This is a genomic window from Acinetobacter zhairuonensis, assembly GCF_022601715.1.
Lineage (GTDB): Bacteria > Pseudomonadota > Gammaproteobacteria > Pseudomonadales > Moraxellaceae > Acinetobacter.
This window is the reverse complement of sequence record NZ_JAKVIM010000013.1, coordinates 1-25,990: the sequence shown is the minus strand read 5'-3', so window position 1 is coordinate 25,990 and position 25,990 is coordinate 1. Positions and strand designations below refer to the sequence as shown.

Genomic DNA, 25,990 nt, shown 5'->3' with positions numbered 1-25,990 from the left:
TCCATCAATATCAACAGGTACTTCTCCAATTTGTGCAATAAAAAAAGGCTTCTCAATAGAAGCCTTTTTCGATGAACAGCGTCATCAAGTTACATTACTTTTTACGTAATGCATCCTGACATTCCTGTGCATCACAGTAACCGTAAAGATTGAGTGAGTGACCTGTTAAGGTAAAGCCGTGTTTTTCTGCCACTGCATGTTGTTCATGCTCAATAGTTTCATTTGTAAATTCAACAACTTTGTTACAGTTTTGGCATACAATGTGATCATGATGATCTTCTTGCATAATTTCAAAAACAGAGTGATTGTTTTCAAAATGATGACGCTGAATAATTCCAGCTGCTTCGAATTGCGTTAACACGCGATAAACAGTTGCTAAACCGACATCTTCACCCTGTTCGAGTAAAGTCTTGTAAATATCTTCCGCACTTAAATGATGCTGTTTTGAATTTTCTAATAATTCTAATATTTTAATTCGTGGAAGTGTAACTTTAAGTCCAGCTTTGCGTAAGTCTTGGTTTGAAATAGGCATGAAAAAAGGTCTCTCTCAACAAATTTAAAGTTGGAATATGCAACAAAGTTAAGATGCAGTATGATCTATCCTTGGATCAAATGCATCAAAATTAATTTGGGATAGTGTAGCAAAATGCAAAAAATCATGTTGACGTTATTCGTCACTTCACTGCTCGCGGGCTGTTCGACCTTGGGCGTTTATAAAGTTGATATTCCTCAAGGAACACCATTAACCCAAGCCCAAGCGTCAAAAATCCAAGTCGGCATGAGTTTCCAACAGGTGCGTTTTTTACTGGGTAGTCCAACCATTACAGATCCATTAAATCCTTACCGTTGGGACTACATCTACAATTATATCCCAGGAACTTATGCTAAAAAAGCCAAGATTCCAGCAGCGCATGGTCAGCATTTGAAAATTTACTTCGATCAAAACGGTATTGTGAACAAGATTGAAGGACTAGAAACCATTCCAGAATCGCAACCAGGCTTACCTGGTTCGAAAGAAGCAATTTTAACTGCGCCACCACTATAGACGCTTTAAAATAAAAAGAAACCCCTCATTGAGGGGTTTTTTATATCATTTCAATTGTTTAAAGCGATTGCCTTTGGCAAAGCGTCCGACGGGATTTTGTGCCGCTCGCTGACGTCGAATGTCTTTCGGATTAATGGTCAGTGCCCGATAAATCTCCACCCGATCCCCTACTTGCAGCACCTGCGTATGATCTTGCAGACGGACGCCGAATATCCCCAATTGTAAGACTTCTGGTAATTCAACCTGCTCGCGAAGACCACTTTGCTGAATGGCGTCGAGTGCAGTCATGCCGATTTGAAAAGGCACTTCCAGATGAAATTGCTGTTCTGACGTGGCATAAGCCACCCAGACTTTTGCCTGCTCAGTCATTAGATCAATTGCCCTAATACTGAAACAATCGCAAGTAAAATCGATAATGGCAGGACAATACGCACAGCAATACGCCATACATTGTAAAATAGCTCATTGCTGAAATTCATTGCCTTACGCAAATGACTAATTTTCATAATCCAGCCTACAAAAATAGCGTAAATCAGGCAAATCACTAGACCCCAAAGCACCAATACGATATTAAAGATGGCTGTGATTTCTGGAATTGCCCAGATCAATACAGCTGCCACTACAATCGCCCATTGCACCACAACCATCATCTGACGCTGGGCCAATTGTTCACGTGCCAATTGCAAAAGCAATGCCGCACCCGCAATAGTTGCAACCAATAATGCAATCACGGGTAACTGAGCTGCTACAGCAAAATAGGCAAATGCCAATACGGCAACCAATTGTGCAATCCAAATCGGTAATACTGTTTTACTGGCAACTTCTTGTTGCTTCGCTTGGACTAAGCTGGTCTGCCAATAGAGCCCCATGCCTAAACCACTTGCGACCAATGCCAGTATGGTCGCACTACCCCACTCGCCAAACTCAAGTGTCGTCATCTGCCATTCAGGCAAAGCTGTGCCACTGATTTGAGCAAACACCAGTGCGGCAATCACACCTAAAGCGGTGATTCCTGCCAAAGCTAAGCGAGGCAGTAGCGATAACACCAGCGCAGCAATTGCTGTCCCCATGAAAATAAATTGGGGAGCAACACCCTGAATTAACCATTGTGAACTGTACTGGCTAACATTAGATAACATCGCACCCGCAAGGAATGGAATAAATACCACAGCGAGCCAGCCCACAATACGCCATCTTGGAGATGCATCTGCATCACGGGTTAAACTAGACAATGCATTTAAAGCAGTGGTTTTTGAGCGCTTTGCCAAAGCAATTTCTAAATAGCAAACCGGTAAAGCCAGCACCAACATAGTGCCTAACCAAAGCAACCAGAAATCGAGTTGACGCTCTGCTTGTATTCCCACTATCGGTGCCATAGTGGCAATAATGATGAATGACAAACAAAAAGCCATCAGCGGCGATAACCATCGTGACATAGCATTGTCCTGCATGATGCATTCCTAAAAAAAATCTATCGCTATTTTGCCTTTCTCATGCGTGAAAATCAAAAAGAAAAGCAAACCACCTGATTCGATGGTCTGCTGCGCCAATGCTTTTATTTGTTTTTTTTAAAATATTAATTCTTCTACACAGCCTCTCCATGCTGAATCTCAGCCCTTGCTGTAGTTAAGAGAAGAACCGTGCAAACCAGTTTTTACCCTTTTTCTTTTCTTTTTCTTTAATGATGCCCATCATGTTTTCTTTTACAGCACCCACATAATCCGCGTCATCGTGCTGAATATGATTGATCAACCATTTCGACAACACTTCATGTAATTCTGCTTCAATCGAGTGCCCCATTTCAAAACGATCACGATATGACTCAATTTTCTTAATAAATAAGTCATGCACACGTTTATGTGGCACACGGTATTTATAACCCGCTTCCTCTTGTAAGGACTCTTCAAATGTGAAATGTGATTGGGTGTAATCAATAATATTGTCAAGAATCTGTTTAATACGCTCACGGTCAGTGTGAAGCGTAACATCATCAATTTCATTAATATAATCAAGGATTCGTTTGTGCTGATCATCAATTACATCGATACCGGTATTATATTCTGGAACCCATTTCATCTTCATACGCCCCCATTTAACATTCATTATTCGTTACTTGAAAAGGATAGTAACGATATTGAATTTAAATAAAAAACAAGTAAATTACTCTGAATTCAAGCTTTTAGCGGCATCCAAAGACTAAGGTGATGATAAATATATATTAATTAATTTATACCCGATCAAAAGAATAAGATATTTTTTAACCACAAGGATTATTTTTTCTTTAATTATGAAAATGTTAATTTTAATAATTAAGTATTTTTAAGTATTCAATTCTCACGCCAATATTAATATTGATCGGCGCGAGTCATACGTTTTAGCTTAGGATCAGCATGTTCACGCTGCAACCGATCGACCTGAGTCAGGGCGCGCTCTATCGGCTGCCCATGCTGAAATAAAATCATTTCTCCAGGCTGAAAGGCCTGCCAGACTTCATTCTGCGTCAACGGTTCCGTGGTAATTACCGCGACGCGGTCTTCAGGCGTAGTGACCTGACTAAAATCCACCTCGACATCCAGATCGATTAATTGGGCGGGTTTAAACGGATATTCACGCACCAACCAATGTAATTTGGTAATCGCATAACTAAATAATGCCTGTCCATTCGAAAGACAAAAATTAAAGGTGCCGTGTTCTGCAATTTTAGGCGAGATTTCTAACAGCAACTCGAACACTTGGCTCAATGAGGGTTCGACATAGCCAAATTTAGCCACCAATTGATCCAATAGAAAGCAAAAAGCACGCTCACTGTCAGTATTGCCAATCGGGGTGAAACGCCCAGTCAATGGTGGATCAAAATCCAGCAAATCACCATTATGGGCAAAAATCCATTGCCGCCCCCATAGTTCACGTATGAACGGATGCGAATTTTCTAGATTAATCTTGCCTTGGGTGGCTTTGCGGATATGTGCAATTACGTTACGTGATTTAATCGGATAGTTACGAATCAATTCCGCAATCGGTGATTCCACTGCGGACTGATTATCGACAAATAAACGGCAGGCTTTGTCTTCAAAAAAAGCGATTCCAAAGCCATCACAATGATCGGAAGTAATGCCTGCGCGCTGTGAAAAACCACGGAAAGAAAAGGTAATATCCGTTGGGGTCTCACAATTCATTCCGAGCAACTGACACATAAGCAAAACTAAACACATTGATTCAATATGGGTTTATTGTGCATGACGCAAGCAAGGCTTGTAAATCTGAATCTGTGCTAGCTTTAGTAATTTTACTGCTTAGTGCTGTCTTTGTTTTTGCATAAGAAAATTCTTCGCCATTTTATTCACTTCAAGTAAGACAAAATAATCCAGACAGTTAAACTCACGGTCATGAAATGCCTGTTGCGATAATTTGGCATGCATCTTTAAATACACATCAAACAGTTTGGGAATCTTTTCATCCTGCGGGAAACTGTATTCAGGATGTGTTGGCTCAAAAGCCACTTGCGGTTGAATCGTGCAGGTCTGGGCTGAGCTCAATTGCTTTAAATATTGATGGGTATAATAGGCACGAGCCTGATTACCTTCTAGGCGAATACTGACACAGCCAATCAGATATTTCGCCCGCATTTCCCACAGGACTTTCGGCATTAAATTCAGCCATAACACCGAAAGTGCTCGTCCAGAACGGTAACGATGATGCACGCAGGTGCGTCCAATTTCGACAATATTCGATAAATGCCCAAGCTCATCTATGATTTTAAATTCTTGTGCACTATAGCTATGCGCCAAATCTTGTCCCTGCAACAATTTCAAGCGAGTATAAGCCACAATCTCGTTGCTATATTTGTCGCGTAATACCGCATGTTCACAGCCAAAATCATACAGATCTTGATCGAGACCTTGATCAAATTCAATTCCGAATTGCTGTGAGAATTGTTCTGCACGGAATTTCTGAATTTCTTGTAATTGTTTTAAATCTTCCACCCATTCAAAGCGATATTGGGTTTGCTTGGTATTTTTCTTGTGTAAAGGCAAAGTAAAGTTTTGACGATATAGATTCAGCTTTTCAAACATTGATTGCGCTCTCCTCTTGTTCTGTTCATACACTAGGCAATACAGATGACAATACAATGACGAAAAATCAGTCAAATCCTAAATTCGCGCACAATAAAAAACCAGCCCCGAAGGGCTGGTTTTAGATCGCTGATTGATCCAGTGAATTAGTGCTTGGCACGGTTGGTAATTAAAGTCCCGACACCATGATCGGTAAAGATTTCCAACAAAGTGGCATGTGGAACACGACCATCCACAATATGTGCACTGACCACACCACCTTTGACTGCATCGAGCGCACAACCGACTTTAGGAATCATGCCCCCATAAATTACACCTGTTTCAATCAAGCGATCGACTTCTTGTGTGGTTAAGCCTGTAAGCAAGTTTTTGTTTTCATCCAATACACCCGTGATATTGGTCAGTAAAATCAGCTTTTCTGCACCCAGTGCTTCAGCCACTTTACCCGCCACAAGATCCGCATTGATGTTGTAAGTATTGCCCTGATCATCGACACCTAAAGGGGCAATGACTGGAATAAAATCACTTTGCGTGAACATTTCCAGTACATCGGTTTTGACCCCAACGACTTCACCGACCAAGCCTAAATCGATGTGCTGTACCGAACCATCTTCTTGATTCTTTTGCATCAACAACTTACGCGCGCGAATTAAATTACCATCTTTACCCGTTAAACCAATGGCACGACCACCATGCTGGTTAATCAAGTTGACAATGGATTTGTTTACACTGCCACCGAGTACCATTTCAACCACTTCCATGGTTGCTGCATCGGTCACGCGCATGCCATCAATACGGTCAGACTCACGTCCTAATTGCTTCAAGAAAGAGTCAACTTGCGGACCACCGCCATGCACTACAATCGGGTTTAAACCAACTGTTTTTAATAACACAATATCCCGCGCAAAAGAGCTTTCCAGCTCTGGATCGGTCATTGCGTTGCCGCCATATTTTACGACCAGCGTTTTACCTGAAAAACGTTGAATATACGGCAAAGCTTCAGTCAAAATTTGTGCTTTGTCGATGCCAGTCTGCTGATGTGGCATTCGCCTCTCTCCTCAATGAGCATTTAAAATGTCGTGTGCGATTTTAGGATATCGATCACTTAACATGGAAACAAATGATTGCCGAATATCATTTAAACGAGCAGGATTATCGGCATCAAAACGAACCGTGAAATATTCACCCGTATTCGATGCTCGAATAATGCCAAAACCATCTTCAAAATCAAGCCTTACCCCATCAATATTACTGAGTTGCGCGGCAAACTGATGGCTATGTAATTCAATATCGGCAAGTAAAGATTTTGGATCGGTGCTATAGGTACTGATATAGGTATCTTCGGTGCCACAACGTTCAGGGTATTTTGCCAATGCTTGTGACAGACTAAAGTCAGGACGCTGACTTAGGAACTCCAGTACACGCAGTGCAGCATATAAGCCATCATCATAGCCAAAACCACGACCATCATTAAACACATAATGTCCAGCATATTCGCCACCAAAGACCGCCTGGCCTTGTGAATGCAGCAGGTAATTCTTTAAAAAAGTACTCCCCGTGCGAATCATGGTCGGCTGTCCACCCAGTTCACGCACAGTATCGCGTACCATGGTCGAGCATTTCACATCAAAGACAATTTCATGCTGAGGATGTGTCGCAAGACACATTTCGGCAAATAGAGACAATAAACGGTCTGCACTAATAATCGTGCCATGTTCATCGACCAGTACCAAACGATCACCATCACCATCGAGGGCGATTCCAAGATCTGCTTGTTGCTGCTGTACTGTTTCCATCAAAGCCGTTAAATGACACGCTTGTGAAGGATCAGGCGCATGGTCAGGAAATTCACCATTCGATTCACAGCGCAATGCCGTAACCTGACAGCCTAACTTTTCTAACACTAAAACTGCACAACGCCCTGCGGAACCATGCAAACCATCAATTACCACATGAAAAGGTCGTTGCAGTTGAATATCATCTAAAATGGCTTGCTGATACTGCAAGCAATAGCTCACATCAAATTGATGGGTTAAAGCCGGCATGTTCACTGTGCGCTGTGGTGAAAACTGTAAACTGGCAACATAAGCAACCTGTTGAATCATTTCGGGGCACGGCGGTTGACCTTGCATAATCCACTTGATGCCATTGTCACTTTTCGGATTATGGCTTGCCGTCACCATAATGCCATTGCCTGCAAATTGACGCGCGCTGTAATACAACATCGGGCTGGAACAACAACCCACATTCACTACATCAAAGCCTTGTTTTTCAAATATTGTTTGTATAATTTGGGCGTAAGCAGGACTACTCAGTCGAGCATCATAACCAATCACCACGGTTGTTTGAGCTGCTTGCTGGTACTGGCACAGTAGACCGTAGGCAATCGCTTCAACCAACTCAGGTGTTAAAAATGTGATTTTTCCACGAATATCGTAGGCACGAAAGACCTGCCATGGAAATATAGGTTGTTGAATATTCATATCTTTGGAACTTCAGAATCCAGCCAAACCTCATTAAAGTTTGCCTTATTCACACAACATAAATGTTTGAAAATATTTCTAGTTTATATCTGAAAACAATCGAACTGTTAATACTATTTAAGTTATCTACAAGTGTTATAAAGTCATGCATTGTAAAATCTTTTATATTTCAGACTGAAAGAGCCCAACGGCTCTTTCAGCTTCACATCAGTTTTTACCTGTATGCCCAAAACCACCAGCACCACGCTCAGTTGCCACGAATTCATCCACTTGTTCGAATTCAGCTTGTACAACAGGTACCAGCACATACTGTGCCAAACGCTCACCTGGCTCTAAAGTAAATGCAGCTTGACCACGGTTCCATACAGAAACCATCAACTCGCCTTGGTAGTCTGAGTCAATTAAACCCACAAGGTTACCTAAAACGATACCGTGTTTATGACCTAAGCCTGAACGTGGCAGAATCAGACCTGCAAAACCTGTATCTTCGATATAAATGGCTAAACCAGTTTTCACCAATACCGTTTGACCCGGCTCAATCACAGTTGGTTCAGTTACACATGCACGTAAATCCAGACCCGCTGAACCTTGCGTTGCATAAGTTGGCATTGGCCACTCTTGTCCTAAACGTGCATCTAGAACTTTAACTTGAACCTTCATATTGTTTCCTACTGTTTCAAAAATAAATATCGGGATTAACGCTTAATTAAAGCGCGTAAATTTTCGAGGTAATGTTGAGCTTGCTGTTTCGGATCGACATTACCTGCCAGCTTTTTCTTGCGCCCTAACCATTCCAGCTCATCTTGTGGCAATTCATCCAAGAAACGGCTTGGGGTCATTTGACGCATCTGTCCACCCGCCTTACGTTGTTCGGCCAGAGTAATGGTCAAGCCCTGACGTGCACGGGTAATCCCCACATACATCAAACGGCGCTCTTCTTCGACCGTTTCCGCCACAATCGAGTTCTTATGTGGCAATAACTCTTCTTCCAAACCAATCAAATAAACGAATGGAAACTCCAAACCTTTGGATGCATGCAGCGTCAACAAATTGACTTTATCGGTGTCTTCTTCTTCCTGTTGTTGCTCCAGCATATCCAGCAACACCATTTTACGAATCACACTTTCAATATTGCGCTCGTCGACATCTTCAGCACGGTTAATCAGACTTTGAATACTGCTATACAGCACTTCAATATTATCTAACTTGGTTTTTTCCTGAGCAGGAGTCGCCGCAGTCTCTTTGACATAGTCGATGTAACCCGCTTCCAGCATCATCTGACGAATAATTGGTACTGGCTCGTCATCTTCAAGCAATTCACGAGTAAAATTCGCAATAAACTCAGCAAACTCAGCCAACTGTGTGGTGGCCTTTTTCGGAATCACCATGGTCAGACGTTGATCACCTGCCGCAGTTAACAGCGATAGATGATTTTCCTGCGCAAATAAACCTAATTTTTCTAGCGTTACAGGACCAATCGCACGCTTTGGCGTATTAATAATCCGTAAGAAAGCACTGTCATCTTCAGGGTTAATAATCAGACGTAAATAACTCATCATGTCTTTGATTTCGGCACGTGCGAAGAACGACTGACCACCCGACAACTTATATGGAATCTGCATTTGACGCAGCTGCGTCTCTAAAATACGCGCCTGAAAATTACCACGATACAAAATTGCGTAGTCTTTCCAGTTTTTCCCATTCATCAACTTATGCGTAATCAGGTCTTTCACCACGCGTTCAGCTTCATCATCATCATTACGACACGTAATGACACGAATGACTTCACCATGGCCTTTATCCGACCATAATTTTTTATCAAAAATATGCGGATTGTTACCAATCACAGTATTGGCTGCTTTGAGAATACGGCTGGTCGAGCGGTAATTCTGTTCTAGCTTAATCACTTTTAAATTGCGAAAATCTTCATTGAGCAATGCCATATTTTCTGGCTTTGCCCCACGCCAAGCATAGATCGATTGGTCATCATCCCCTACAGCAGTGAATTGCCCCATCACGCCCACCAACAACTTGACTAAAATATATTGTGCTGTGTTGGTATCTTGATACTCATCGACTAACAAATAACGAATACGATTTTGCCAGCGATCTCGCACTTCTTGATTTTCTTGTAATAGACGGGTCGGCATTACAATCAGATCGTCAAAATCCACTGCATTGTAGGCACGCAAATTACGCTCATACAATTGATACAGATGCGCCATTTGAATGTCTTCAGGTGTTTCACAAGTGGTGTGCGCCTGTTCAGGTGGAATCAGGTCATTTTTCCAGTCTGAAATCATTTTCATCGCTCTGGCGATGAGCTCTTTGCTTTCCGCACCCGATAAATTATCGCGATGCATCAAGTCCATCAGAATTCGCTTACAGTCATCGGCATCCAAAATAGAGAAATTGGCCTTTAAAGGCGTATTTTTAAGTTCGAGACGTAATAAGTTCAGACCAAAGGTATGGAAGGTCGAGACTGACAGTCCTTTGGCTTCTTCACGAGAGAGTAGCTTGGTGACACGCTCTTTCATCTCTCGTGCCGCTTTATTGGTAAAGGTCATGGCCGTAATACGATGCGCAGGAATACCACAATGCTTGACCAGATAAGCAATTTTACGGGTAATCACCGAGGTTTTACCCGAACCCGCCCCTGCAAGTACTAACAAGGGTCCTTGAGTGTATTTCATGGCTTCAAGTTGCTTGTCATTGAGTTGACTTGCCAGCGACATAGTGATTCCTCTTTTTTCTCCGAGCTAGATTATAGACATCAAACCCCCAGATGCCTAACCTAAAATGACGATTATCTGTTCATAAAAAAAGCCACCCAAAGGTGGCTTTTCCGAAACTCGATGATTTCTAAGCAAACAAAATATTATTATTTTGTTTCGAATACAGTAATTTCTACACGACGGTTTTGTTCACGGCCCGCAGCAGTATCATTGCTTGCGATTGGTGAAGATGAACCATAACCACGTGCAGTCATACGCGAGCTAGAAATACCTTGAGAAGATAAATAGCTCATAACTGAGTTGGCACGGTTTTGTGACAATGGGTTGTTGATCGCATCTGTACCTGTGTTATCCGTATGACCGTGAATCACAAGGGCAAGTTTGTTTGCTGTACCATCTTCACGTAATACACGTGCTACATCGTTCAATGCAGTTTGGAAACGTGGCTGAATTGTGTAAGAGTTAGTGGCGAAAGTTACACTCGGCATGACCAAGTTAATCGAACCATCTTGGTTACGGTCTACATCTACACCAGTACCTGCAAGTTCTTCACGTAAACGCTTCTCTTTTTTGTCCAATAATAGACCAGCACCACCGCCCACTACAGCACCAATCGCTGCTGCTTGACCCATTTTATCTTTGTCTGCATTTGAATATGCGAGACCAGCACCCAATAATGCACCTAGACCTGCACCGATTGCCGCTTTGTCATATTCCATACCTGTGCCAGTAGATTGACAACCTGAAAGAACCAACGCCCCTGCTACTGCTGATGAAATTAATAGTGCACGCATGACATGCCTCCATTTGTGTGTTTTGTTTATGCCTGAAATAGTCGCCTAAATAAATGACTTAGACCATTGATTTTTTGTTAATAATAGCTGGTGTTGTTACAATTTGTAATAATTAATTTCACTTTTGAATGCGCATTCATCACATTCCCTACATGTTTCTCCAATCGTGGAGAATAATTTACGAAACACAACGCTTGTTTTATTTCCAGAATTTGTAACTATATTCAATAACGATAATGGATGATTTTACTCAGGATTATTTTTTATATGTCATCTCCAGCAAACAAACAACCCATACTAAAAAAAATCACACGTGGACTCACTGTTGGCTCTGTTATGACGGGCAGCACTTTTTTTCATGGCCCTCCCGTATTAGCGCTTGGTTTCACGAAACTGTTTAAACAGTCCCGTAAAGTGGATGAAACCAATATTCAAATCACCAATAGCTGGTTAGGGGTCAATAACTGGTTAATTGATCATGTACTACCGCATGTGCAATGGGACATTAGTGTCGATGAAGATCTGGACTTAAGTATGCAGGGTCGATACTTAATGACCTGTAACCACCAAAGTTGGGTGGACACCACCGTCAATCAATATTTTGGTTTGACCCGTATGCCTCTGACGCGCTTCTTCACCAAATGGGAACTGATTTTTATTCCCTTTGTAGGACAAGCCTTCAAAATTTTAGGCTTCCCGATGATGAAGCGACATACCAAAGAAGAAATTGCCAAAAATCCTGAACTCAAAACCAGAGACTTAGAGGAAGCACGCAAATCCTGCAAACAATTACTCAGTCAGCCTTTTACCCTGCTGAACTATTTAGAAGGCACACGCTTTACCCCTAAAAAGCACCAGCAGCAAAACTCACCTTACCAAAATCTACTTAAACCTAAAGCAGGCGGTTTCGCCCTTGCCCTGAATATTTTGGGCGATCAAATTGATGCATTGGTAGACATGACCATTGTTTATCCAGATGGTGCTCCAGGTTATGGCGAATTTTGGTTGGGAGACGTTGGTAGAATTGCCGTAAATTTACGTAAAATCGACATTCCTGACTGGGTTTTAGGCGGAAACTACGAAGATGATGAAGAATATCGTGCGCGTTTCCAAGCATGGGTCGATCAACTCTGGACTGAAAAAGATCAGCTAATTAGTCAGATGAAAACCAAGTATTCGACGACTGCTGAAGTACATAAGGTATAACCCGATGAAGCAGAACAATTCAGCACCCAAATCAAAATATCACCGTGTCGATCCGCAGAGCTGGTCATTCAAACTCTATCTGATCTATGACACCCTCATGGTATTCCTGATCATTTTTAACTTGTTCTGCTTGGCTGCCAATTTCTTCCTGATGAGCAATATTGGTAGCTGGTTCCTAAGCTCAATTCATTTAGATGAAGTCCTGAGCTTTTATCGCACACATCTGCACCCTTGGGTAATTACCTCAGAAGCCTATTTCATCTTATTTTTAATCGTAGAACTCTTGGTACGTTGGGTTATTGCAGTCATTTACCGGCATCATCGTCGCTGGTTCTTCTTTCCGTTTATTCACTGGTATGAAGTCCTTGCGATTATTCCGCACTTACGTTTCTTACGTTTATTCCGTGCAGGCATTATTGTGTATCGCTTGCATGAATTGGGCTATAACGTCATCTCGCAGTCCATCCAGCAACGCGCAAAATTTTACTATCGCGTGATTATGGAAGAATTGTCAGATCGTGTGGTGATTACGGTTCTAGATGGGGTCAAACATGAACTCAATACCAGTTCGACCCATAAAAAAATCATTCATGATTTGGTCGATCATCACCGTACTTTATTTGCGCAAGCCTTGGCTGAAGTATTACAGGAATCTCTGGCTGTCGAACTGAAAGAACAGCAATCGGTCATTGCGCAAAATATTGGTGCCATTGTCAATAAATCAATCGAAGATACGCCTGAACTGACTCAACTGTTACGTTTAATTCCCATTGTGGGCAGTCGGATTGAACATCAAATTCAGAGCATTGGGCAGCGTTTAGGTGAAAATATTACCTATGGCATTTTAGAACCTTTAATGGCAGGTAGCCCCGAACAACCAAATCATACGTACAAGCTGATTGCAGAAAAAGTTAGTGAATTAAACATTGATAATGAAACTCTCGAACAGTTGGTTGAGTCTGCTGTGTATGAAAGTTTGGATGCAATTCGCAAGCAAGTGAAGGTAAAACAGTGGCTAGAAGACCTCGAAGAGCTCAATCAAGCTAAAGAATAAGCACTAAGATAAAAAAGTTACAAACTTGGCTAGAGAATTCATGGAATTTGTTCTAGGATTTGCTCTATTTACAACATCGCTTCGGCATAAAACCAATAGCTTCGAAGTCTTAAGGATAAAATATGGCTGATATTCGGATCACCGGTAGAATGGTTAACTTTAGTAGATTAACCTTCGACACAAATGACCATAATGCCATTCGTCAACAACTGACCCAATTACTTCAAGACAGCACAACCCATGGTGCCCTTGTGATTTTAGACAGTACCGTTGAACAAGAGCTGATTGCTCTGATTCAACTGTTACTCGACTTAGATTTACAGCCCATGGCTGTGATTGATGGACTATTGGGTGACCAAGCACGGGCGATTCAGTTTCCTGTGTTGCCAGCAGATAATAAGCCGTTACAACGCATTAAAGCGACACAAGAACAAGTGATTGTTGAACCGGTGGCTGAACCACCGAAAAGCAATGAAAGTGAAACCAAACCTGTAACGCCAGCACGTCATATTGGTCACATCACTTCATATCACGATGAAATTTTACGTACGGGTCAATGCTTGGTCCAAGATCATGGCGATATCATCGTCAATGCAGGTATTAACAGCGGCTCAGAAGTAATTGCATCAGGAAATATACATATTTATGGCAGTGTTCGTGGTAGAGTCATCGCAGGTGCTGGTGGAAACAGTGCTGCTCGCATTTTCTGTCACTCATTAGAAGCCGAATTGGTTTCTATTGCAGGGACATATTGTGTTGCCGATGATATTCCACCCCATGTCGTAAAAAAGTCCGTACATATTTATTTAAATGAAAACCAAGAGCTTGAATTTAAAGCTCTGGAATTTTAATGTATAAATAAACACCAAAACCCCGCTAATTAAAGGGGGGATATACCATAACAGGAGTGGATTCGGTGGCGAAAATTGTTGTCGTAACATCAGGCAAAGGTGGCGTAGGCAAAACTACGACCAGTGCATCTTTTGCAACAGGTTTAGCCCTACGTGGTCACAAAACTGTTGTTATCGATTTTGACGTAGGTTTACGTAACTTAGACCTTATTATGGGCTGCGAACGTCGTGTTGTGTATGATTTTGTGAATGTTTTAAATAACGAAGCACGATTACAGCAAGCACTTATTCGTGATAAAGATATTGAAAATTTATATATTTTGCCAGCATCGCAAACGCGCGATAAAGATGCGTTAACCGATGAAGGCGTTGCACGTGTAATGGACGAATTAGCTCAGGAATTCGATTACATTATTTGTGACTCACCAGCAGGTATTGAACGTGGTGCCATCCTTGCGATGTACCATGCTGATGAAGCCATTATTGTCACCAACCCTGAGATTTCGTCAGTACGCGACTCTGACCGCATCATTGGCATGTTGGACAGTAAAACTAAAAAAGTAGAACAGAACGAAGGACGTATACGCAAACATTTGTGTATTACTCGCTTCAATCCAGAACGTGCAGACAAGCAAGAAATGCTCACCATTGATGACATTTCAAAAGACATTTTACGTGTACCTACACTCGGTGTCGTGCCTGAATGTAAGAGCGTTTTACAAGCATCAAACGAAGGTAAACCAGTCATTCTGTTCCAAGAAGCAGAAGCTGGACAAGCTTATGATGACCTCGTGGCACGCTTTTTGGGTGAAGACCGTCCTTACCGTCACATCACAGTCAAACCTAAAGGCTGGTTAGCACGATTATTTGGAGCGTAAATATGGCAGGATTCTGGAGTAAACTATTTAGTAGTGACGATAAACCATCAAGCGCGCAAATGGCGAAAGACCGCTTGAAAGTCATCGTGGCTTCTGAACAGGGGTTAGGAAAACGTTTAAGCCAAGATAAAATTGACCAGATGAAAAAAGAGATCATGCAAGTGGTCAATCGCTATGTTCGCGGTGTAGATGAACAACACATTCAAATGTCAGTTCGTTCAGAAGCGAATATTGAAATGCTTGAGATGAATATCAATTTGCCTGAAGAGCGATAATCTGAATTCTGATTAGTCAAGCAAATTGATTCAAGGCAAAATAGCGACAGCTATTTTGCCTTTTTAGTTTGAAAAGAATATACCAAGGAGTTTGCGATGGCATTATCTCAGCCAGCAACGTTTAATGAAGAATGGTCGGATGAGCGTGTTTTTGCCTATTTAAATCAGCTTCCTCCTGCAGGAGTTAATGCCGACTTTCATGTGCTTTACCATGCATTCAAACATATGCGTCCAATGGATTATCAACGCTTGTTAACTCAATTTGTTGCCGATGGTCGTGATGTGAATGCAACCAATCCACAAGGTCAGCGTATTCATGATGTGATTGCTGAATACCCGCGCCAACGTGCTGAATTCCTCGAAGTATTGGCAAAATTTGCCTAAACTTCAAAGCCTACCTCGTGTAGGCTTTTTTATTTCGATGCTAAAACAAGAATTGCATCAGCACAGGAAAGCTCAATGCAAACAACAGAGTTTGCATGCTAATAATCGCGGCCATGAGTTGACTGTCACCATGAAAGAATCGGGTCAAAATATACGATGCCGAAGCTGTAGGTAAAGCAAAAAACACCACCAATACCTGAATATGCAATGGCTCAAGCCCCAAGCCTTTCCCAATCGCATAAGTCAAAACAGGTACAAGCAGCAGTCGCGACAGACTATTCCAAATCACTCGCCAGAAATCAGATTTTAACTGACTGAACTGCAATGCAGCCCCAACAGAAATAAGTCCCAAGGGTAGACTGGTACTTGCCAGCAATTTCAATAATTGTGCAACACCCGCATACAGGCTTAAATCCGACAGATTAAATAAAATTCCCACCACACATGCCAGAATTAGGGGATTTTTAACAATTGAAATCAAAGTCTGGCGAAACTGCCCCTTTGCACTCTGGCTAAATGACCAGACCGACAGCACATTCACCACGGGAATTGCCACAGCAATAATCATGGCAAATAAGTGCATTCCCGCAGCACCAAACATCAGCCCCATTAAAGAAAGCCCGATATACGTATTAAAACGAATCTGGCTTTGTAAATAGACACCGAAACGGCGTACTGGAATACGCACATAAACCTTAAGGATCAGTAAAAATACACTAAGCAGCAGGATGACCAGCAGCAAGCAAATGTAAAGACTAAGAATTGAACTGAGTTCTAACTCCACATCAGCCAAATTAGTAAATAGCAGTGCAGGGAATAAAATATAGTAGTTTAATTTTTCTGAATTCCCCCAAAACTCATCTTGTAAAAAGTGAGTTCGTTTAAAGATGTATCCCAGCCCAATTAAGCCAACCAAGGGGAAGAGTGCCAAAATCATGTTCATTGAGGTGTTCCAATTCCAGTACACAAGTCTGCTTTGACTCATGTTGCAAGCAGAATATAATCCTTATTCCATCTCATAATAAAATGAGCATTTACTCATACCCCTAATGACCTTTAGCCAGCTCGAAATCTTCTTATTGGTCGCAAAGCACCAGAGTTTTAGCAATGCGGCAAAACAACTGGGAATTTCTCAGTCTGCCGTTTCACATGCCATTAAAAGTCTGGAGCATTTTTGGCGTGTAAAATTGTTTAGTCGGGAACAAAACAATGTAGTACTCACTGAAATTGGGCAACAGCTACGTATTCATGCCCAAGAAATTTTAAATACGGCACAAGTGATGCAACAACAAATCGCTGCATCGCATGGGCTACAGCAAGGCAGCTTAAGAATTGGTTCCTTTGGTGCATCAGCTTCAATTCACCTCCTACCCGAACTGCTACAGGCATTTAGAACGCAATATCCTCACATCGAGGTCTTTGTTGAAGAAAGCACCGATGATGAAGTCACGCAATGGATTTTAAATCAGCAGGTAGATGTCGGATTTGCTGTCCTGCCCAATCATCAACTGGATACCTTCCCGCTGATTAAAGACATTTTCATCGCGCTGATTCCCAACTCTTACCCGATCGCACAAATGAGTCAGGTCGATATTACCCAACTCACGCATTATCCATTTATTTTGACCAAAGCCGGCAGTCAGACGCATATTGAAAAACTACTCAAACAATATGAAATCCAGCCCAAAATTCAGTATCAACTGTCGCAACTGCTCACCATTTTAAATATGGTCAATCAACACGAAGGGATTTCTATCGTGGCAGATATGGCAATGACGCCTGAATTGCTGGCACTGCACCCCAATGTCGTGAAAAGACCCTTACTGCCCAACACGCAGCGCGAAATTGGACTCGCAGTACGCAATCAAAAACTGATGAGTCCCGCAACACGTGCCTTTATAGAGCTCGCCCAGACCATGTTCTATGATTAAGCCCAATAAAAAAGCCTGCTTTCAAGCAGGCTTTTCCAAAGAACAATATTAAACCAAAATATCTCGTTTGCCGTTGGGCCCCATGGCACTTACAATGCCATTTTCTTCCATCTGATCGATGATTCGTGCAGCACGGTTATACCCCAAGCTGAACTTACGCTGTAAGGACGAAGTAGATGCTTTACGGGTTTCTAGTACAAAGGAAACACATTGATCATATAAGGCATCACGATCAGAACCCCCATCACCCTCTTCAAAACCACGTGAGGTCGGCTCTTCATCAAATGGTGTGAGAATCTCATCAATATAGTCCGGATCACCACGTTCACGCCAAGCATCGCAGATACGATTCACTTCATCATCCGAAATAAAGGCACCATGCACACGTTCAGGCTCAATTTTACCTGGTCCTAAAAATAGCATATCACCATGACCCAGCATGTCTTCTGCACCACCCGCATCCAGAATAGTTCGCGAGTCAATTTTACTGTTGACACGTAACGCAACACGCGTCGGAATGTTGGCTTTAATCAAACCTGTAATCACGTCGACTGATGGGCGTTGCGTCGCGAGGAGTAAATGAATCCCTGCCGCACGTGATTTCTGTGCCAAACGGGTAATCATTTCTTCGGCTTTTTTACCCACCTGCATGATCATATCGGCAAATTCATCCGCCACAATCACAATCGAAGGTAACGGGGTTAAACGTGGTGCGCGTTCCTGAGTTGCGGAATCACTTGGTTTCCAAGTTGGATCAATTAAATCTTCGCCATTCGCAATTGCTTCTTCCACTTTGCGGTTATAGTCCGCCAGTTTACGAATTTTCAAGAAAGACATCAGCTTATAACGGCGTTCCATTTCATTGACACACCAGTTTAAAGCACTTACTGCATCTTTCATGTCGGTCACAACAGGCGTGAGCAAATGCGGAATATCATTATAGTTCGCCAATTCTAGCTGTTTTGGGTCAATTAAGATTAAGCGCAACTGATCTGGGGTGTATTTGAGTAACATCGATAAGATCATCGAGTTGACTGCAACGGATTTACCCGAACCTGTTGTCCCAGCCACCAACATATGTGGTGCCTTGCCCAAGTCTGTGATCACAGGATTCCCTGAAATATCCTTACCCATTGCCATAGACAGTAAGCCCGTAGGGTCTCGATAAGTAGGTGTTTCCAACAGCTCAATCAAACGTACCATTTCTCGTGCACTATTCGGCACTTCAATCCCAATGTACGGTTTACCTGGAATCACTTCCACCACACGCACCGAAGCCATGGACATGGAACGCGCCAAATCTTTGGAGATATTGGTGACTTTAGAGGCTTTCACCCCTGGCGCTAAATCTAATTCAAAACGTGTCACGACAGGACCTGGTTGAGCCTCGACCACTTTAGCTTTGACATTAAACTCTTGCAGCTTAATTTCAAGTAATTCAGATAGGCGAGCCAATTGCTCGGCAGTAAAGTTCACCTTCTTGTTGGGATCAACACGATCCAGCAATTCTAAGCCAGGTAAAGTCGATAAATCACGGCGCTTTTGTGCCACTTGCATGGCACGTGACATTGGTCGTCCTGCTGCATCAGTCAACGGAGCATCAAAAACAAACTCATCTTCATCTTGGGGCTTACCTGCGGTTTCTTGCCAAGCTTCGATAAAGGCTTCTTTAGATAACTCAGCTTTTGCCTGCGCTGCGCTGTTTGCAGTTGTATCAATCGGGGCATGCTGAATCGGTGCTTGTACAAATGCAGAGGATTGTGCATAAGATGATGTCGTCGGTTGCGTAGCTACAGTAGCCTCAGCTTGATGCTCTTCTGCATCAAAATCATCCAGAAAACGATCTAATTCATCATTCAGTAAGCGAGCCTTAACCGCCCCTTCCGCAACGCCTACAGCGGTTGCTGTAGCAACCGTGGCTCCTAGTGCTGCCGATTCTGCAATTGCAAGATCAGCTGCATATTCAGCAGGTTGAATCACTTGTAATTCAGGACGCTGAAACGGACTATGTATATCGGTTGCCGTTTTGCCACTAGGAACAGCTGCAAGTAAATCATCAAAGATCTCATCATCATCCCAATCAACACGGCTTTCCACTTTGTTGGCTGGAACTTCAAGCGCAACATTAGTAGGATGTTCTCGCTCAACCACAGAACTAAAGTCATGCTTCGGAATTACTGTTTCATCTTCAGCTGCTTTGAGTAATGCTTCAATATCTTGTTTATGTTGATGATCATTATGGGTATTCAGCGCACGCCAAACTTCACCTGTTGCAATCTTACGCTGACTGTCTTGTTCAAGTTGGTGTGCTTTAGCTAAAGTCTTTTCAAACTCTTCATCATCATCTAAATCAATAGTTTGGGGCGTAGTCGACTCTTTCTGCACCATATCATCAAACAAACGTTCTGCTGCTACACCCGCAACAAAAGGCTGCTCTACAGGATTCAGAGGCTGAGTTTCAACAGTTGATTCTGCTGGTACAGATGTTTTACTTGGGGCAACGGCAACCACCTGTTTTTTCACCTGCGGAGTGGTACGGTCAAAGTCCGACTCACTTTCTGGCACATTTTTATAAAACAAATCTTGTAGGTAAGCAGGTGTTGCTTGTAGTGTCTCCCAAGTCTTATTCCACTTGATCGCAAATGCGAGGGTAAATAACACTAACCAAAACACGATTAAGAAAATTGCAGCACCATAAATAGTCAAAAGCTGGCTTAGGCTTTGCCCCAACTCATAACCAATAATACCGCCAGAGGCATTGGCTAAAGTGTCCGCGGGCACTTCCCAGAATAAATATAATAAAGTTGCAGTCGCTAACAGAATAAAAAATTGGGCAGCATAACGGAATGGTCGGTTCAAAAAGCTACGTGGCCACCAAACCTGAATTGCTTCAATAAATAAGAAAATTGGAATGAGTAAGCTTGCCCAGCCTAAAAATCCAAACAATAAATCTGAAATCCAAGCTCCTGCAACACCACTTGCATTCGACACTTGTTGAGTGTCACTCGATATATGCATCCAGCCTGGATCAAAAGGCGTATAAGTGACTGTTGCAAGGAACAGATAAATCCCAAATGAGACTAAAAATAATGTCATCATTAAGCGCTGTGCATAAGCACCCGACACCGCAGTCATACTCTGTCCTGTAGGCATTTTTTCATTCATGTTTTTCTAGAAAACAACCTGAATTTGTTTCTTAATAAAACCTGATATTATGCACCTGTTCACGTAAAAAAGATGCAAGATTATGAGGGCTTGTTGTTAACTTTATTCTATATAGCTCAAATCGATTTGCATGATCAATATTACCCACATTGATCACACACAACTGTTATACACTTTCACGTATAATTTCATAAATTTTGAAAGAAAAAAAGGATGTCGCGAATGAGCGCTCGTCACTCACGATTAATTATTTTAGGTTCTGGTCCTGCAGGTTATAGCGCTGCCGTTTATGCTGCACGTGCCAATTTAAAACCTATGCTTATTGCTGGCTTACAATTAGGTGGTCAATTGACCACAACCACTGAAGTCGACAACTGGCCTGGTGACCCTGAAGGTTTAACGGGTCCAGCGCTAATGGAACGTATGCAAGCTCATGCAGAACGTTTTGGTACTGAAATCGTCTATGACCACATCAATGAAGTGGATCTCAGTGTTCGCCCATTTGTCCTCAAAGGTGATATGGAAGAGTTCACCTGTGATGCGCTGATCATCTCGACAGGTGCGACCGCACAATATTTAGGTTTAGAATCTGAAGCTAAATTCATGGGTCAAGGTGTGAGTGCTTGCGCAACCTGTGATGGTTTCTTCTATAAAAACCAGAAAGTGATGGTCGTGGGTGGTGGTAACACTGCTGTCGAAGAAGCACTTTATCTGTCTAACATTGCTTCACACGTGACACTTGTTCACCGTCGTGACAGCTTACGTTCTGAAAAAATTCTACAAGATCATTTATTTGAAAAAGAAAAAGAAGGCAAAATTAGCATTCTTTGGAACAATCAAGTCGATGAAGTATTGGGCGACAACACGGGTGTCACTGCAGTGCGTTTGAAATCAACGACTGATGAAAGCACACAAGATGTGGATGTTCAGGGCTTATTCATTGCCATTGGTCACAAACCAAATACAGGCATGTTTGAAGGTCAACTAAACTTACGTGAAGGTTATATTCAAGTTCAAAGCGGCACTTCAGGTAATGCCACTGCAACTTCGGTTGCGGGTGTATTTGCAGCAGGTGACGTTGCAGACAGTATCTACCGTCAAGCGATTACTTCAGCAGGTTCAGGCTGTATGGCTGCACTCGATGCTGAAAAATATCTAGATAATCTCGGTTAATTCAATCGATACAAAAGACATCCAATAAATGATTGGGTGTCTTTTTTATGATGTTTATCTCTTCATATTTTCAAAATGGTCCAAATGTGTAAAGCGTCCTGCCCTCGTCTGATATTGGTCAATTTGAGGAACTAACCGTTGAAAGTGCTCAGACTGAACATGTCGATCTAATGCAGCTCGGTCTACCCATTCCTCAATAAAAACAAAATGTCCTAAATTTTTTATATCATGATATAAATCGTACGCAACACATCCTTCTTCACATCTCGTTTTATCAACAAGTTCTTGATAAAGTGCTAAAACCAAATCAATTTTTTTAATATCAATAAAATCTTCTGCAATAATTTTTAGCATCACACAAACCTTTTCTATTCGTTCATGCATGCTAAAGTTGAACAATAAAAATTGTCAATGAAACTTAGTTCCGTTAATTTTAAACCATTCCATTTCATTTTATCTTCTATGCAGAAACTTACACTCTCTCAATTCGTTTTCCCTGACCCCATTGAAGCCGATCCAGATGGTCATGGTTTAATTTGTATTGGCGCAGACCTCTCCCCTTCCACCTTGTATGAAGCCTATACCCATGGACTTTTCCCATGGTTTTCAGCCGATGAGCCGATTTGCTGGTGGTGCCCAGAGCCACGCTGCATTATTCAACCCGAGCAATATCATCCGAGCAAATCCTTACTACGCAACATGAAAAAGCATGATTATAAAATTACCATCAATCATGCTTTTGAATCGGTTATACGCTCTTGTGCCCTGCCCCGTAGCTATGCAGATGAAACCTGGATCTCAGAAGACATCATTCAAGGCTATTTGGGCATGTTCGCCGCGGGCTATGCCTATAGTGTGGAAGTCTGGGAACAAGAAAAGCTTGTAGGTGGGCTGTATGGTGTCAGCATTGGTAAAGGCTGCTTTGGGGAGTCGATGTTTAGCACCCGTACCGATGTGTCAAAAATGGCTTTTTATACCTTGATGCTGCTTGGACAAGAAAATCAACTGCCTTGGATTGACTGCCAATTGGTCAATGATCATTTACTTAGTCTCGGTGCTTGTACGATTTCTCGACAAGAATACCTAAATTCGTTACAAGATATTATAAAACAACCCCCTATCGATTGGAAAAAGTATCAAGAGGGTGTATTTTCAAGTAAAAGAATAGCGTTATCTTCGCAGTTAATCGAATGAGAACAATAGAGGGATCTTTATGAATTCTTATCACCCGAAGTCCCTGTTAAATGATTTGCAGTACTACATTACACCACCACATGAATGCAGTTACCTTGAAAAAAAATCAGCACGGATGGTCTTTCTAGATCCAGCACATCGGATTGATGTGGTGACTTTATCCGAACTTTCCCGTGTCGGCTTCCGACGTAGCGGTGACTTTGTCTATCGCCCTGAGTGTCATTTATGCCGCCAGTGCCTATCTTGCCGTGTCCCTGTACAAGACTTCCAGATGAACAGTAAGCAAAAAAAAGCATGGAAGCGAAACCAAGATTTGACGGTAAAAATTACCCAGCCCAAAGATGCCAGTGATGTGCATTATGCCCTGTATGAACGGTATATCCGCGAACGACATGCCGATGGTGATATGTTCCCACCGAGTTATGATCAATTTGAAAAGTTCCTTATTCATAGCTGTAGTGAAAGCTTTTTCCTCGAACTTTGGAAAGATGAACAATTGCTCTGCGTTTCCACCTGTGACCAACTGGATGATGGTCTATCTGCGGTCTATACTTTTTTTGATCCCGATGAAAACCGTCGTTCATTAGGAGCTTTTGCCATTATGAAACAGATTGAATATGCAAAGCAGCAACAGTTGGACTATGTCTATTTGGGCTACTGGGTACCTCATTCCAATAAAATGAATTACAAATCGCAATACACCCCATTAGAATTGTTGCTTGATGGACAATGGCGTCGCATTAATCGTTCCCTCAGTACAGAAGAAATTCAGCTTCTGGGAAACTCGTTGATGACCACACTCCCCTCAGGCTGGAACAATTCGATTATTAAATAAGTCTGCATATGATGGAGCTAGTTCACTCCATCCAAGGACTATTTAAACAATTGCGCAAAATCATCGGTGCATGCCTTCACCATAATAATGGCATGCTCGCGTCCACCATTCGGAGATGGATAGTAATTTTTACGTAAATCAATCTGATGGAAACCTGCTTTTTCATACAGTGCAATTGCAGCTTGATTGCTTTCCCGCACTTCTAAAAAAATTTGTACAGGCTGATTTTTTAAAAGCGCTATCGATAGCTCTAAAAGCTGAAAACCTAAGCCTTTGCCTTGCTGATTCGGATGAATCGCCATCAAGAGTAAATTCGCCTCATCAAGTACTGGCTGTAAAATACAAAAGCCCACCACTTGCCCAGCCTGCTCAATCACCGTACTTTGGTAACTTTCCACGGCATCCTGAAATTGAGAGATTGTCCAAGGATGGCTTTGTACCAATTTTTCAATTTGAGCGACTGCATTGACATCGCTGTGCTGCATTAAACGAATCATGCCCGTTCATCTTAATGATCTATATGAACAGGCATTATAAAAATTTTTCGTATAGAAACGAACAAAAACAGGGATATTTTTACTATCCCTCTGCTCTTTCAAGCGTACAATCCAGCACTACAAGCCTAATTTTACCTTCCAATTTGCCAACAAACTTACGGTGTCTAAATGATTTGGGTGAAATCCTGGTTTAAAGTACGCCAGCATTTCACGTCCCATCCCTGTAATAATCCCTTTGGATGGACTATAGCCATAAATATAGATGTCTTTTAAAGCTTTAAAATTAAGTTGCTTGTCTTGTTTTAATAAACGTAAGACAAAATAGCTTTGCACTACAAGTAAAGTCGCCATCGCGGCAATTAAGGATCCGCAACGTGCGAGATAGGCTTTCATACCCGTCCCAAATACCCCTTCAAATACATCATAAGCCACAGCTTTATGTTCATTTTCTTCAACTGCATGCCAATACCACATGGTCGACATGGTTTCATCGGTCATCAATTCCTGAATGTGTTTATTCACTAACAATTGTGAAGCAATGGTTGCCGTAAAATGCTCTAATGCAGTGGTTCCCATTAAGTCAATCATTTCTTGGGTAACACCCACAGGTTTAAACAAAAGGACTGCGGTTTTACGAAAGCCTTGAATAACTATTTCGGTTTGCTGTTCCAAACGCGCGACATCATGTCCGTACTTTTGTGCCGAAGCATTAAATCCCACGTGTTCTTGCGTATGCATGGCTTCTTGACCAATAAAGGCACTGATTTCTTTTTGTAAAACCTGATTGTCTTTAATAGTAGGGTGATAACGAACCGCACGAACGCTATCTATAAAGAATTGCTCACCCGCTGGAAATAGTGCAGATAATGCTGTCATAAAATGTGTCAGCCCCGCAGAGCCATTCATCCAATATTCAGGCACATTTTCAAAATTAAAATTCATACGACGTACAGGGAAACTTGCGCCTGCACGATTGGTAATTTTTGCCTTAGCATTCATCATGGGACTCCTATAGACCAATATGGTCTAACCTGCTTTATGCTTGTTTTTCTTGTTTCTAATATTACGGTTTTAACAACTTAAAATAAGGGCAAATAGGGTCAAGGAGGTATCAGTTAAGGACATGAGGAGAAATAAAGCAATGCTTTATTTCGACGTAAGGAAAAAGCGCAATAAGTGAAATTATTTTTTCGAGGCAAGAGAAAAACAATGCGTCAAGTCACTTCCTCGATACAAGAAATAAGCTAAGGCTATACAAGATAAATTAAAAAAAAATGAATTAATAAAATAAAAAACAAAAAAAAGCGCCCCAAAGGAGCGCTTTTTTACACAATAAAGTGATTATGCAGTTACTTTCGCAACAACACCAGCACCTACTGTACGACCACCTTCACGGATCGCAAAACGTAGACCTGGG

General features: G+C 42.0%; 28 protein-coding genes. 11 read left to right on the top strand and 17 right to left on the bottom strand.

Annotated features, from left to right (window positions below; genetic code table 11):
- Window positions 1–94: 94 nt before the first annotated feature.
- Complete coding sequence (fur, locus tag MKI85_RS11340) at window positions 95–532, bottom strand: ferric iron uptake transcriptional regulator (RefSeq protein WP_241627844.1); 438 nt, start codon at window positions 530–532, stop codon at window positions 95–97.
- Between the two features lie 114 nt (window positions 533–646).
- Between fur and MKI85_RS11335 the strand changes: the two genes are divergently transcribed.
- Complete coding sequence (locus MKI85_RS11335; protein ID WP_241627843.1) at window positions 647–1,045, top strand: outer membrane protein assembly factor BamE; 399 nt, start codon at window positions 647–649, stop codon at window positions 1,043–1,045.
- 45 nt (window positions 1,046–1,090) lie between these two features.
- Here MKI85_RS11335 and MKI85_RS11330 read toward each other — a convergent pair whose 3' ends face one another.
- From MKI85_RS11330 to MKI85_RS11285, 10 genes are all read right to left on the bottom strand, one after another.
- A complete protein-coding gene (locus MKI85_RS11330; RefSeq protein WP_241627842.1) occupies window positions 1,091–1,414 on the bottom strand; it encodes an RnfH family protein in 324 nt (107 codons plus the stop codon).
- On the bottom strand, window positions 1,414–2,496 hold the full coding sequence (locus MKI85_RS11325) for a hypothetical protein (protein WP_241627841.1): 1,083 nt from the start codon (window positions 2,494–2,496) through the stop codon (window positions 1,414–1,416). The genes MKI85_RS11330 and MKI85_RS11325 overlap by 1 nt, the downstream gene beginning before the upstream one ends.
- Window positions 2,497–2,671: 175 nt before the next feature.
- Window positions 2,672–3,127 (bottom strand): bacteriohemerythrin, encoded by a 456-nt coding sequence (locus MKI85_RS11320; RefSeq protein WP_241627840.1) that lies wholly within the window; start codon window positions 3,125–3,127, stop codon window positions 2,672–2,674.
- A 263-nt stretch (window positions 3,128–3,390) separates the two neighbouring features.
- The gene (locus MKI85_RS11315) at window positions 3,391–4,239 is read right to left on the bottom strand and encodes a class II glutamine amidotransferase (RefSeq protein WP_241627839.1); all 849 of its coding nucleotides are present in this window, start codon (window positions 4,237–4,239) and stop codon (window positions 3,391–3,393) included.
- Between the two features lie 99 nt (window positions 4,240–4,338).
- Complete coding sequence (locus MKI85_RS11310) at window positions 4,339–5,118, bottom strand: GNAT family N-acetyltransferase (protein ID WP_241627838.1); 780 nt, start codon at window positions 5,116–5,118, stop codon at window positions 4,339–4,341.
- 146 nt (window positions 5,119–5,264) lie between these two features.
- Window positions 5,265–6,164, bottom strand: coding sequence for an acetylglutamate kinase (gene argB, locus MKI85_RS11305; protein WP_100243023.1), 900 nt, complete (start codon window positions 6,162–6,164; stop codon window positions 5,265–5,267).
- A gap of 12 nt (window positions 6,165–6,176) precedes the next feature.
- Window positions 6,177–7,601 carry a phosphomannomutase/phosphoglucomutase gene (locus MKI85_RS11300; protein ID WP_241627837.1) on the bottom strand — a complete coding sequence of 475 codons (1,425 nt, stop codon included), beginning with the start codon at window positions 7,599–7,601 and terminating at the stop codon, window positions 6,177–6,179.
- Window positions 7,602–7,808: 207 nt separating this feature from the next.
- Window positions 7,809–8,261 (bottom strand): dUTP diphosphatase, encoded by a 453-nt coding sequence (dut, locus tag MKI85_RS11295; protein WP_016167263.1) that lies wholly within the window; start codon window positions 8,259–8,261, stop codon window positions 7,809–7,811.
- Window positions 8,262–8,296: 35 nt separating this feature from the next.
- Entirely contained in the window at window positions 8,297–10,336 is a 2,040-nt protein-coding gene (locus MKI85_RS11290; RefSeq protein ID WP_241627836.1) for a UvrD-helicase domain-containing protein, read from the bottom strand.
- 146 nt (window positions 10,337–10,482) lie between these two features.
- A complete protein-coding gene (locus MKI85_RS11285; protein ID WP_100243026.1) occupies window positions 10,483–11,130 on the bottom strand; it encodes an OmpA family protein in 648 nt (215 codons plus the stop codon).
- 267 nt (window positions 11,131–11,397) lie between these two features.
- Here MKI85_RS11285 and MKI85_RS11280 point away from each other — a divergent pair, with 267 nt between their 5' ends.
- The 6 genes from MKI85_RS11280 (at window position 11,398) to MKI85_RS11255 (ending at window position 15,778) form a co-directional block, all read left to right on the top strand.
- Window positions 11,398–12,336 carry an acyltransferase gene (locus tag MKI85_RS11280; protein WP_241627835.1) on the top strand — a complete coding sequence of 313 codons (939 nt, stop codon included), beginning with the start codon at window positions 11,398–11,400 and terminating at the stop codon, window positions 12,334–12,336.
- A gap of 4 nt (window positions 12,337–12,340) precedes the next feature.
- Window positions 12,341–13,390, top strand: a complete 1,050-nt coding sequence (locus MKI85_RS11275; protein WP_241627834.1) for a preprotein translocase subunit SecA — start codon at window positions 12,341–12,343, stop codon at window positions 13,388–13,390.
- Window positions 13,391–13,512: 122 nt separating this feature from the next.
- Window positions 13,513–14,241: a septum site-determining protein MinC gene (gene minC, locus MKI85_RS11270; RefSeq protein ID WP_241627833.1), complete on the top strand. Its 729-nt coding sequence runs from the start codon at window positions 13,513–13,515 to the stop codon at window positions 14,239–14,241.
- 65 nt (window positions 14,242–14,306) lie between these two features.
- A complete protein-coding gene (gene minD, locus MKI85_RS11265; RefSeq protein ID WP_241627832.1) occupies window positions 14,307–15,119 on the top strand; it encodes a septum site-determining protein MinD in 813 nt (270 codons plus the stop codon).
- A 2-nt stretch (window positions 15,120–15,121) separates the two neighbouring features.
- The gene (minE, locus tag MKI85_RS11260) at window positions 15,122–15,394 is read left to right on the top strand and encodes a cell division topological specificity factor MinE (protein WP_100243031.1); all 273 of its coding nucleotides are present in this window, start codon (window positions 15,122–15,124) and stop codon (window positions 15,392–15,394) included.
- A gap of 96 nt (window positions 15,395–15,490) precedes the next feature.
- Window positions 15,491–15,778, top strand: a complete 288-nt coding sequence (locus MKI85_RS11255; RefSeq protein ID WP_100243032.1) for a PA4642 family protein — start codon at window positions 15,491–15,493, stop codon at window positions 15,776–15,778.
- Between the two features lie 40 nt (window positions 15,779–15,818).
- Here MKI85_RS11255 and MKI85_RS11250 read toward each other — a convergent pair whose 3' ends face one another.
- Window positions 15,819–16,721, bottom strand: coding sequence for an AEC family transporter (locus MKI85_RS11250; RefSeq protein WP_241627831.1), 903 nt, complete (start codon window positions 16,719–16,721; stop codon window positions 15,819–15,821).
- A 106-nt stretch (window positions 16,722–16,827) separates the two neighbouring features.
- Between MKI85_RS11250 and MKI85_RS11245 the strand changes: the two genes are divergently transcribed.
- Window positions 16,828–17,709, top strand: coding sequence for a LysR family transcriptional regulator (locus MKI85_RS11245; RefSeq protein ID WP_241627830.1), 882 nt, complete (start codon window positions 16,828–16,830; stop codon window positions 17,707–17,709).
- A 48-nt stretch (window positions 17,710–17,757) separates the two neighbouring features.
- Here the strand turns inward: MKI85_RS11245 and MKI85_RS11240 are convergent, their stop codons facing one another.
- Complete coding sequence (locus MKI85_RS11240) at window positions 17,758–20,844, bottom strand: DNA translocase FtsK (RefSeq protein ID WP_241627910.1); 3,087 nt, start codon at window positions 20,842–20,844, stop codon at window positions 17,758–17,760.
- Window positions 20,845–21,096: 252 nt separating this feature from the next.
- On the opposite strand from MKI85_RS11240, the gene trxB reads away from it, so the two are divergent.
- Window positions 21,097–22,047, top strand: coding sequence for a thioredoxin-disulfide reductase (gene trxB / locus MKI85_RS11235; protein ID WP_241627829.1), 951 nt, complete (start codon window positions 21,097–21,099; stop codon window positions 22,045–22,047).
- A gap of 54 nt (window positions 22,048–22,101) precedes the next feature.
- Here trxB and MKI85_RS11230 read toward each other — a convergent pair whose 3' ends face one another.
- Complete coding sequence (locus tag MKI85_RS11230) at window positions 22,102–22,401, bottom strand: putative quinol monooxygenase (protein ID WP_241627828.1); 300 nt, start codon at window positions 22,399–22,401, stop codon at window positions 22,102–22,104.
- A 108-nt stretch (window positions 22,402–22,509) separates the two neighbouring features.
- Here MKI85_RS11230 and aat point away from each other — a divergent pair, with 108 nt between their 5' ends.
- Together aat and MKI85_RS11220 are read left to right on the top strand one after the other, a co-directional pair.
- A complete protein-coding gene (gene aat, locus MKI85_RS11225) occupies window positions 22,510–23,241 on the top strand; it encodes a leucyl/phenylalanyl-tRNA--protein transferase (RefSeq protein WP_241627827.1) in 732 nt (243 codons plus the stop codon).
- A gap of 19 nt (window positions 23,242–23,260) precedes the next feature.
- Window positions 23,261–24,076, top strand: coding sequence for an arginyltransferase (locus MKI85_RS11220; RefSeq protein ID WP_241627826.1), 816 nt, complete (start codon window positions 23,261–23,263; stop codon window positions 24,074–24,076).
- A gap of 38 nt (window positions 24,077–24,114) precedes the next feature.
- On the opposite strand, the gene rimI is transcribed toward MKI85_RS11220, so the two are convergent.
- From rimI to MKI85_RS11205, 3 genes are all read right to left on the bottom strand, one after another.
- Window positions 24,115–24,573, bottom strand: coding sequence for a ribosomal protein S18-alanine N-acetyltransferase (gene rimI / locus MKI85_RS11215; protein ID WP_241627825.1), 459 nt, complete (start codon window positions 24,571–24,573; stop codon window positions 24,115–24,117).
- Between the two features lie 117 nt (window positions 24,574–24,690).
- Complete coding sequence (locus MKI85_RS11210) at window positions 24,691–25,572, bottom strand: metal-dependent hydrolase (protein ID WP_241627909.1); 882 nt, start codon at window positions 25,570–25,572, stop codon at window positions 24,691–24,693.
- A 342-nt stretch (window positions 25,573–25,914) separates the two neighbouring features.
- A partial coding sequence (locus MKI85_RS11205) for an EF-Tu C-terminal domain-related protein (protein WP_445585612.1) occupies window positions 25,915–25,990 on the bottom strand: 76 nt, incomplete at its 5' end.

Bases quoted from the DNA above. Each gene is read 5' to 3' on its own strand.
- trxB (WP_241627829.1), top strand. From the start codon at position 21,097: ATGAGCGCTCGTCACTCACGATTAATTATTTTAGGTTCTGGTCCTGCA.
- MKI85_RS11250 (WP_241627831.1), bottom strand. From the start codon at position 16,721: ATGAACATGATTTTGGCACTCTTCCCCTTGGTTGGCTTAATTGGGCTG.
- MKI85_RS11245 (WP_241627830.1), top strand. From the start codon at position 16,828: ATGACCTTTAGCCAGCTCGAAATCTTCTTATTGGTCGCAAAGCACCAG.
- MKI85_RS11230 (WP_241627828.1), bottom strand. From the start codon at position 22,401: ATGCTAAAAATTATTGCAGAAGATTTTATTGATATTAAAAAAATTGAT.
- dut (WP_016167263.1), bottom strand. From the start codon at position 8,261: ATGAAGGTTCAAGTTAAAGTTCTAGATGCACGTTTAGGACAAGAGTGG.
- fur (WP_241627844.1), bottom strand. From the start codon at position 532: ATGCCTATTTCAAACCAAGACTTACGCAAAGCTGGACTTAAAGTTACA.
- MKI85_RS11325 (WP_241627841.1), bottom strand. From the start codon at position 2,496: ATGCAGGACAATGCTATGTCACGATGGTTATCGCCGCTGATGGCTTTT.
- minE (WP_100243031.1), top strand. From the start codon at position 15,122: ATGGCAGGATTCTGGAGTAAACTATTTAGTAGTGACGATAAACCATCA.
- MKI85_RS11275 (WP_241627834.1), top strand. From the start codon at position 12,341: ATGAAGCAGAACAATTCAGCACCCAAATCAAAATATCACCGTGTCGAT.
- MKI85_RS11255 (WP_100243032.1), top strand. From the start codon at position 15,491: ATGGCATTATCTCAGCCAGCAACGTTTAATGAAGAATGGTCGGATGAG.
- MKI85_RS11280 (WP_241627835.1), top strand. From the start codon at position 11,398: ATGTCATCTCCAGCAAACAAACAACCCATACTAAAAAAAATCACACGT.
- MKI85_RS11335 (WP_241627843.1), top strand. From the start codon at position 647: ATGCAAAAAATCATGTTGACGTTATTCGTCACTTCACTGCTCGCGGGC.
- aat (WP_241627827.1), top strand. From the start codon at position 22,510: ATGCAGAAACTTACACTCTCTCAATTCGTTTTCCCTGACCCCATTGAA.
- argB (WP_100243023.1), bottom strand. From the start codon at position 6,164: ATGCCACATCAGCAGACTGGCATCGACAAAGCACAAATTTTGACTGAA.
- minC (WP_241627833.1), top strand. From the start codon at position 13,513: ATGGCTGATATTCGGATCACCGGTAGAATGGTTAACTTTAGTAGATTA.
- MKI85_RS11320 (WP_241627840.1), bottom strand. From the start codon at position 3,127: ATGAAGATGAAATGGGTTCCAGAATATAATACCGGTATCGATGTAATT.
- MKI85_RS11310 (WP_241627838.1), bottom strand. From the start codon at position 5,118: ATGTTTGAAAAGCTGAATCTATATCGTCAAAACTTTACTTTGCCTTTA.
- MKI85_RS11290 (WP_241627836.1), bottom strand. From the start codon at position 10,336: ATGTCGCTGGCAAGTCAACTCAATGACAAGCAACTTGAAGCCATGAAA.
- MKI85_RS11285 (WP_100243026.1), bottom strand. From the start codon at position 11,130: ATGCGTGCACTATTAATTTCATCAGCAGTAGCAGGGGCGTTGGTTCTT.
- MKI85_RS11315 (WP_241627839.1), bottom strand. From the start codon at position 4,239: ATGTGTCAGTTGCTCGGAATGAATTGTGAGACCCCAACGGATATTACC.
- rimI (WP_241627825.1), bottom strand. From the start codon at position 24,573: ATGATTCGTTTAATGCAGCACAGCGATGTCAATGCAGTCGCTCAAATT.
- MKI85_RS11220 (WP_241627826.1), top strand. From the start codon at position 23,261: ATGAATTCTTATCACCCGAAGTCCCTGTTAAATGATTTGCAGTACTAC.
- MKI85_RS11210 (WP_241627909.1), bottom strand. From the start codon at position 25,572: ATGAATGCTAAGGCAAAAATTACCAATCGTGCAGGCGCAAGTTTCCCT.
- MKI85_RS11330 (WP_241627842.1), bottom strand. From the start codon at position 1,414: ATGACTGAGCAGGCAAAAGTCTGGGTGGCTTATGCCACGTCAGAACAG.
- MKI85_RS11300 (WP_241627837.1), bottom strand. From the start codon at position 7,601: ATGAATATTCAACAACCTATATTTCCATGGCAGGTCTTTCGTGCCTAC.
- MKI85_RS11240 (WP_241627910.1), bottom strand. From the start codon at position 20,844: ATGACTGCGGTGTCGGGTGCTTATGCACAGCGCTTAATGATGACATTA.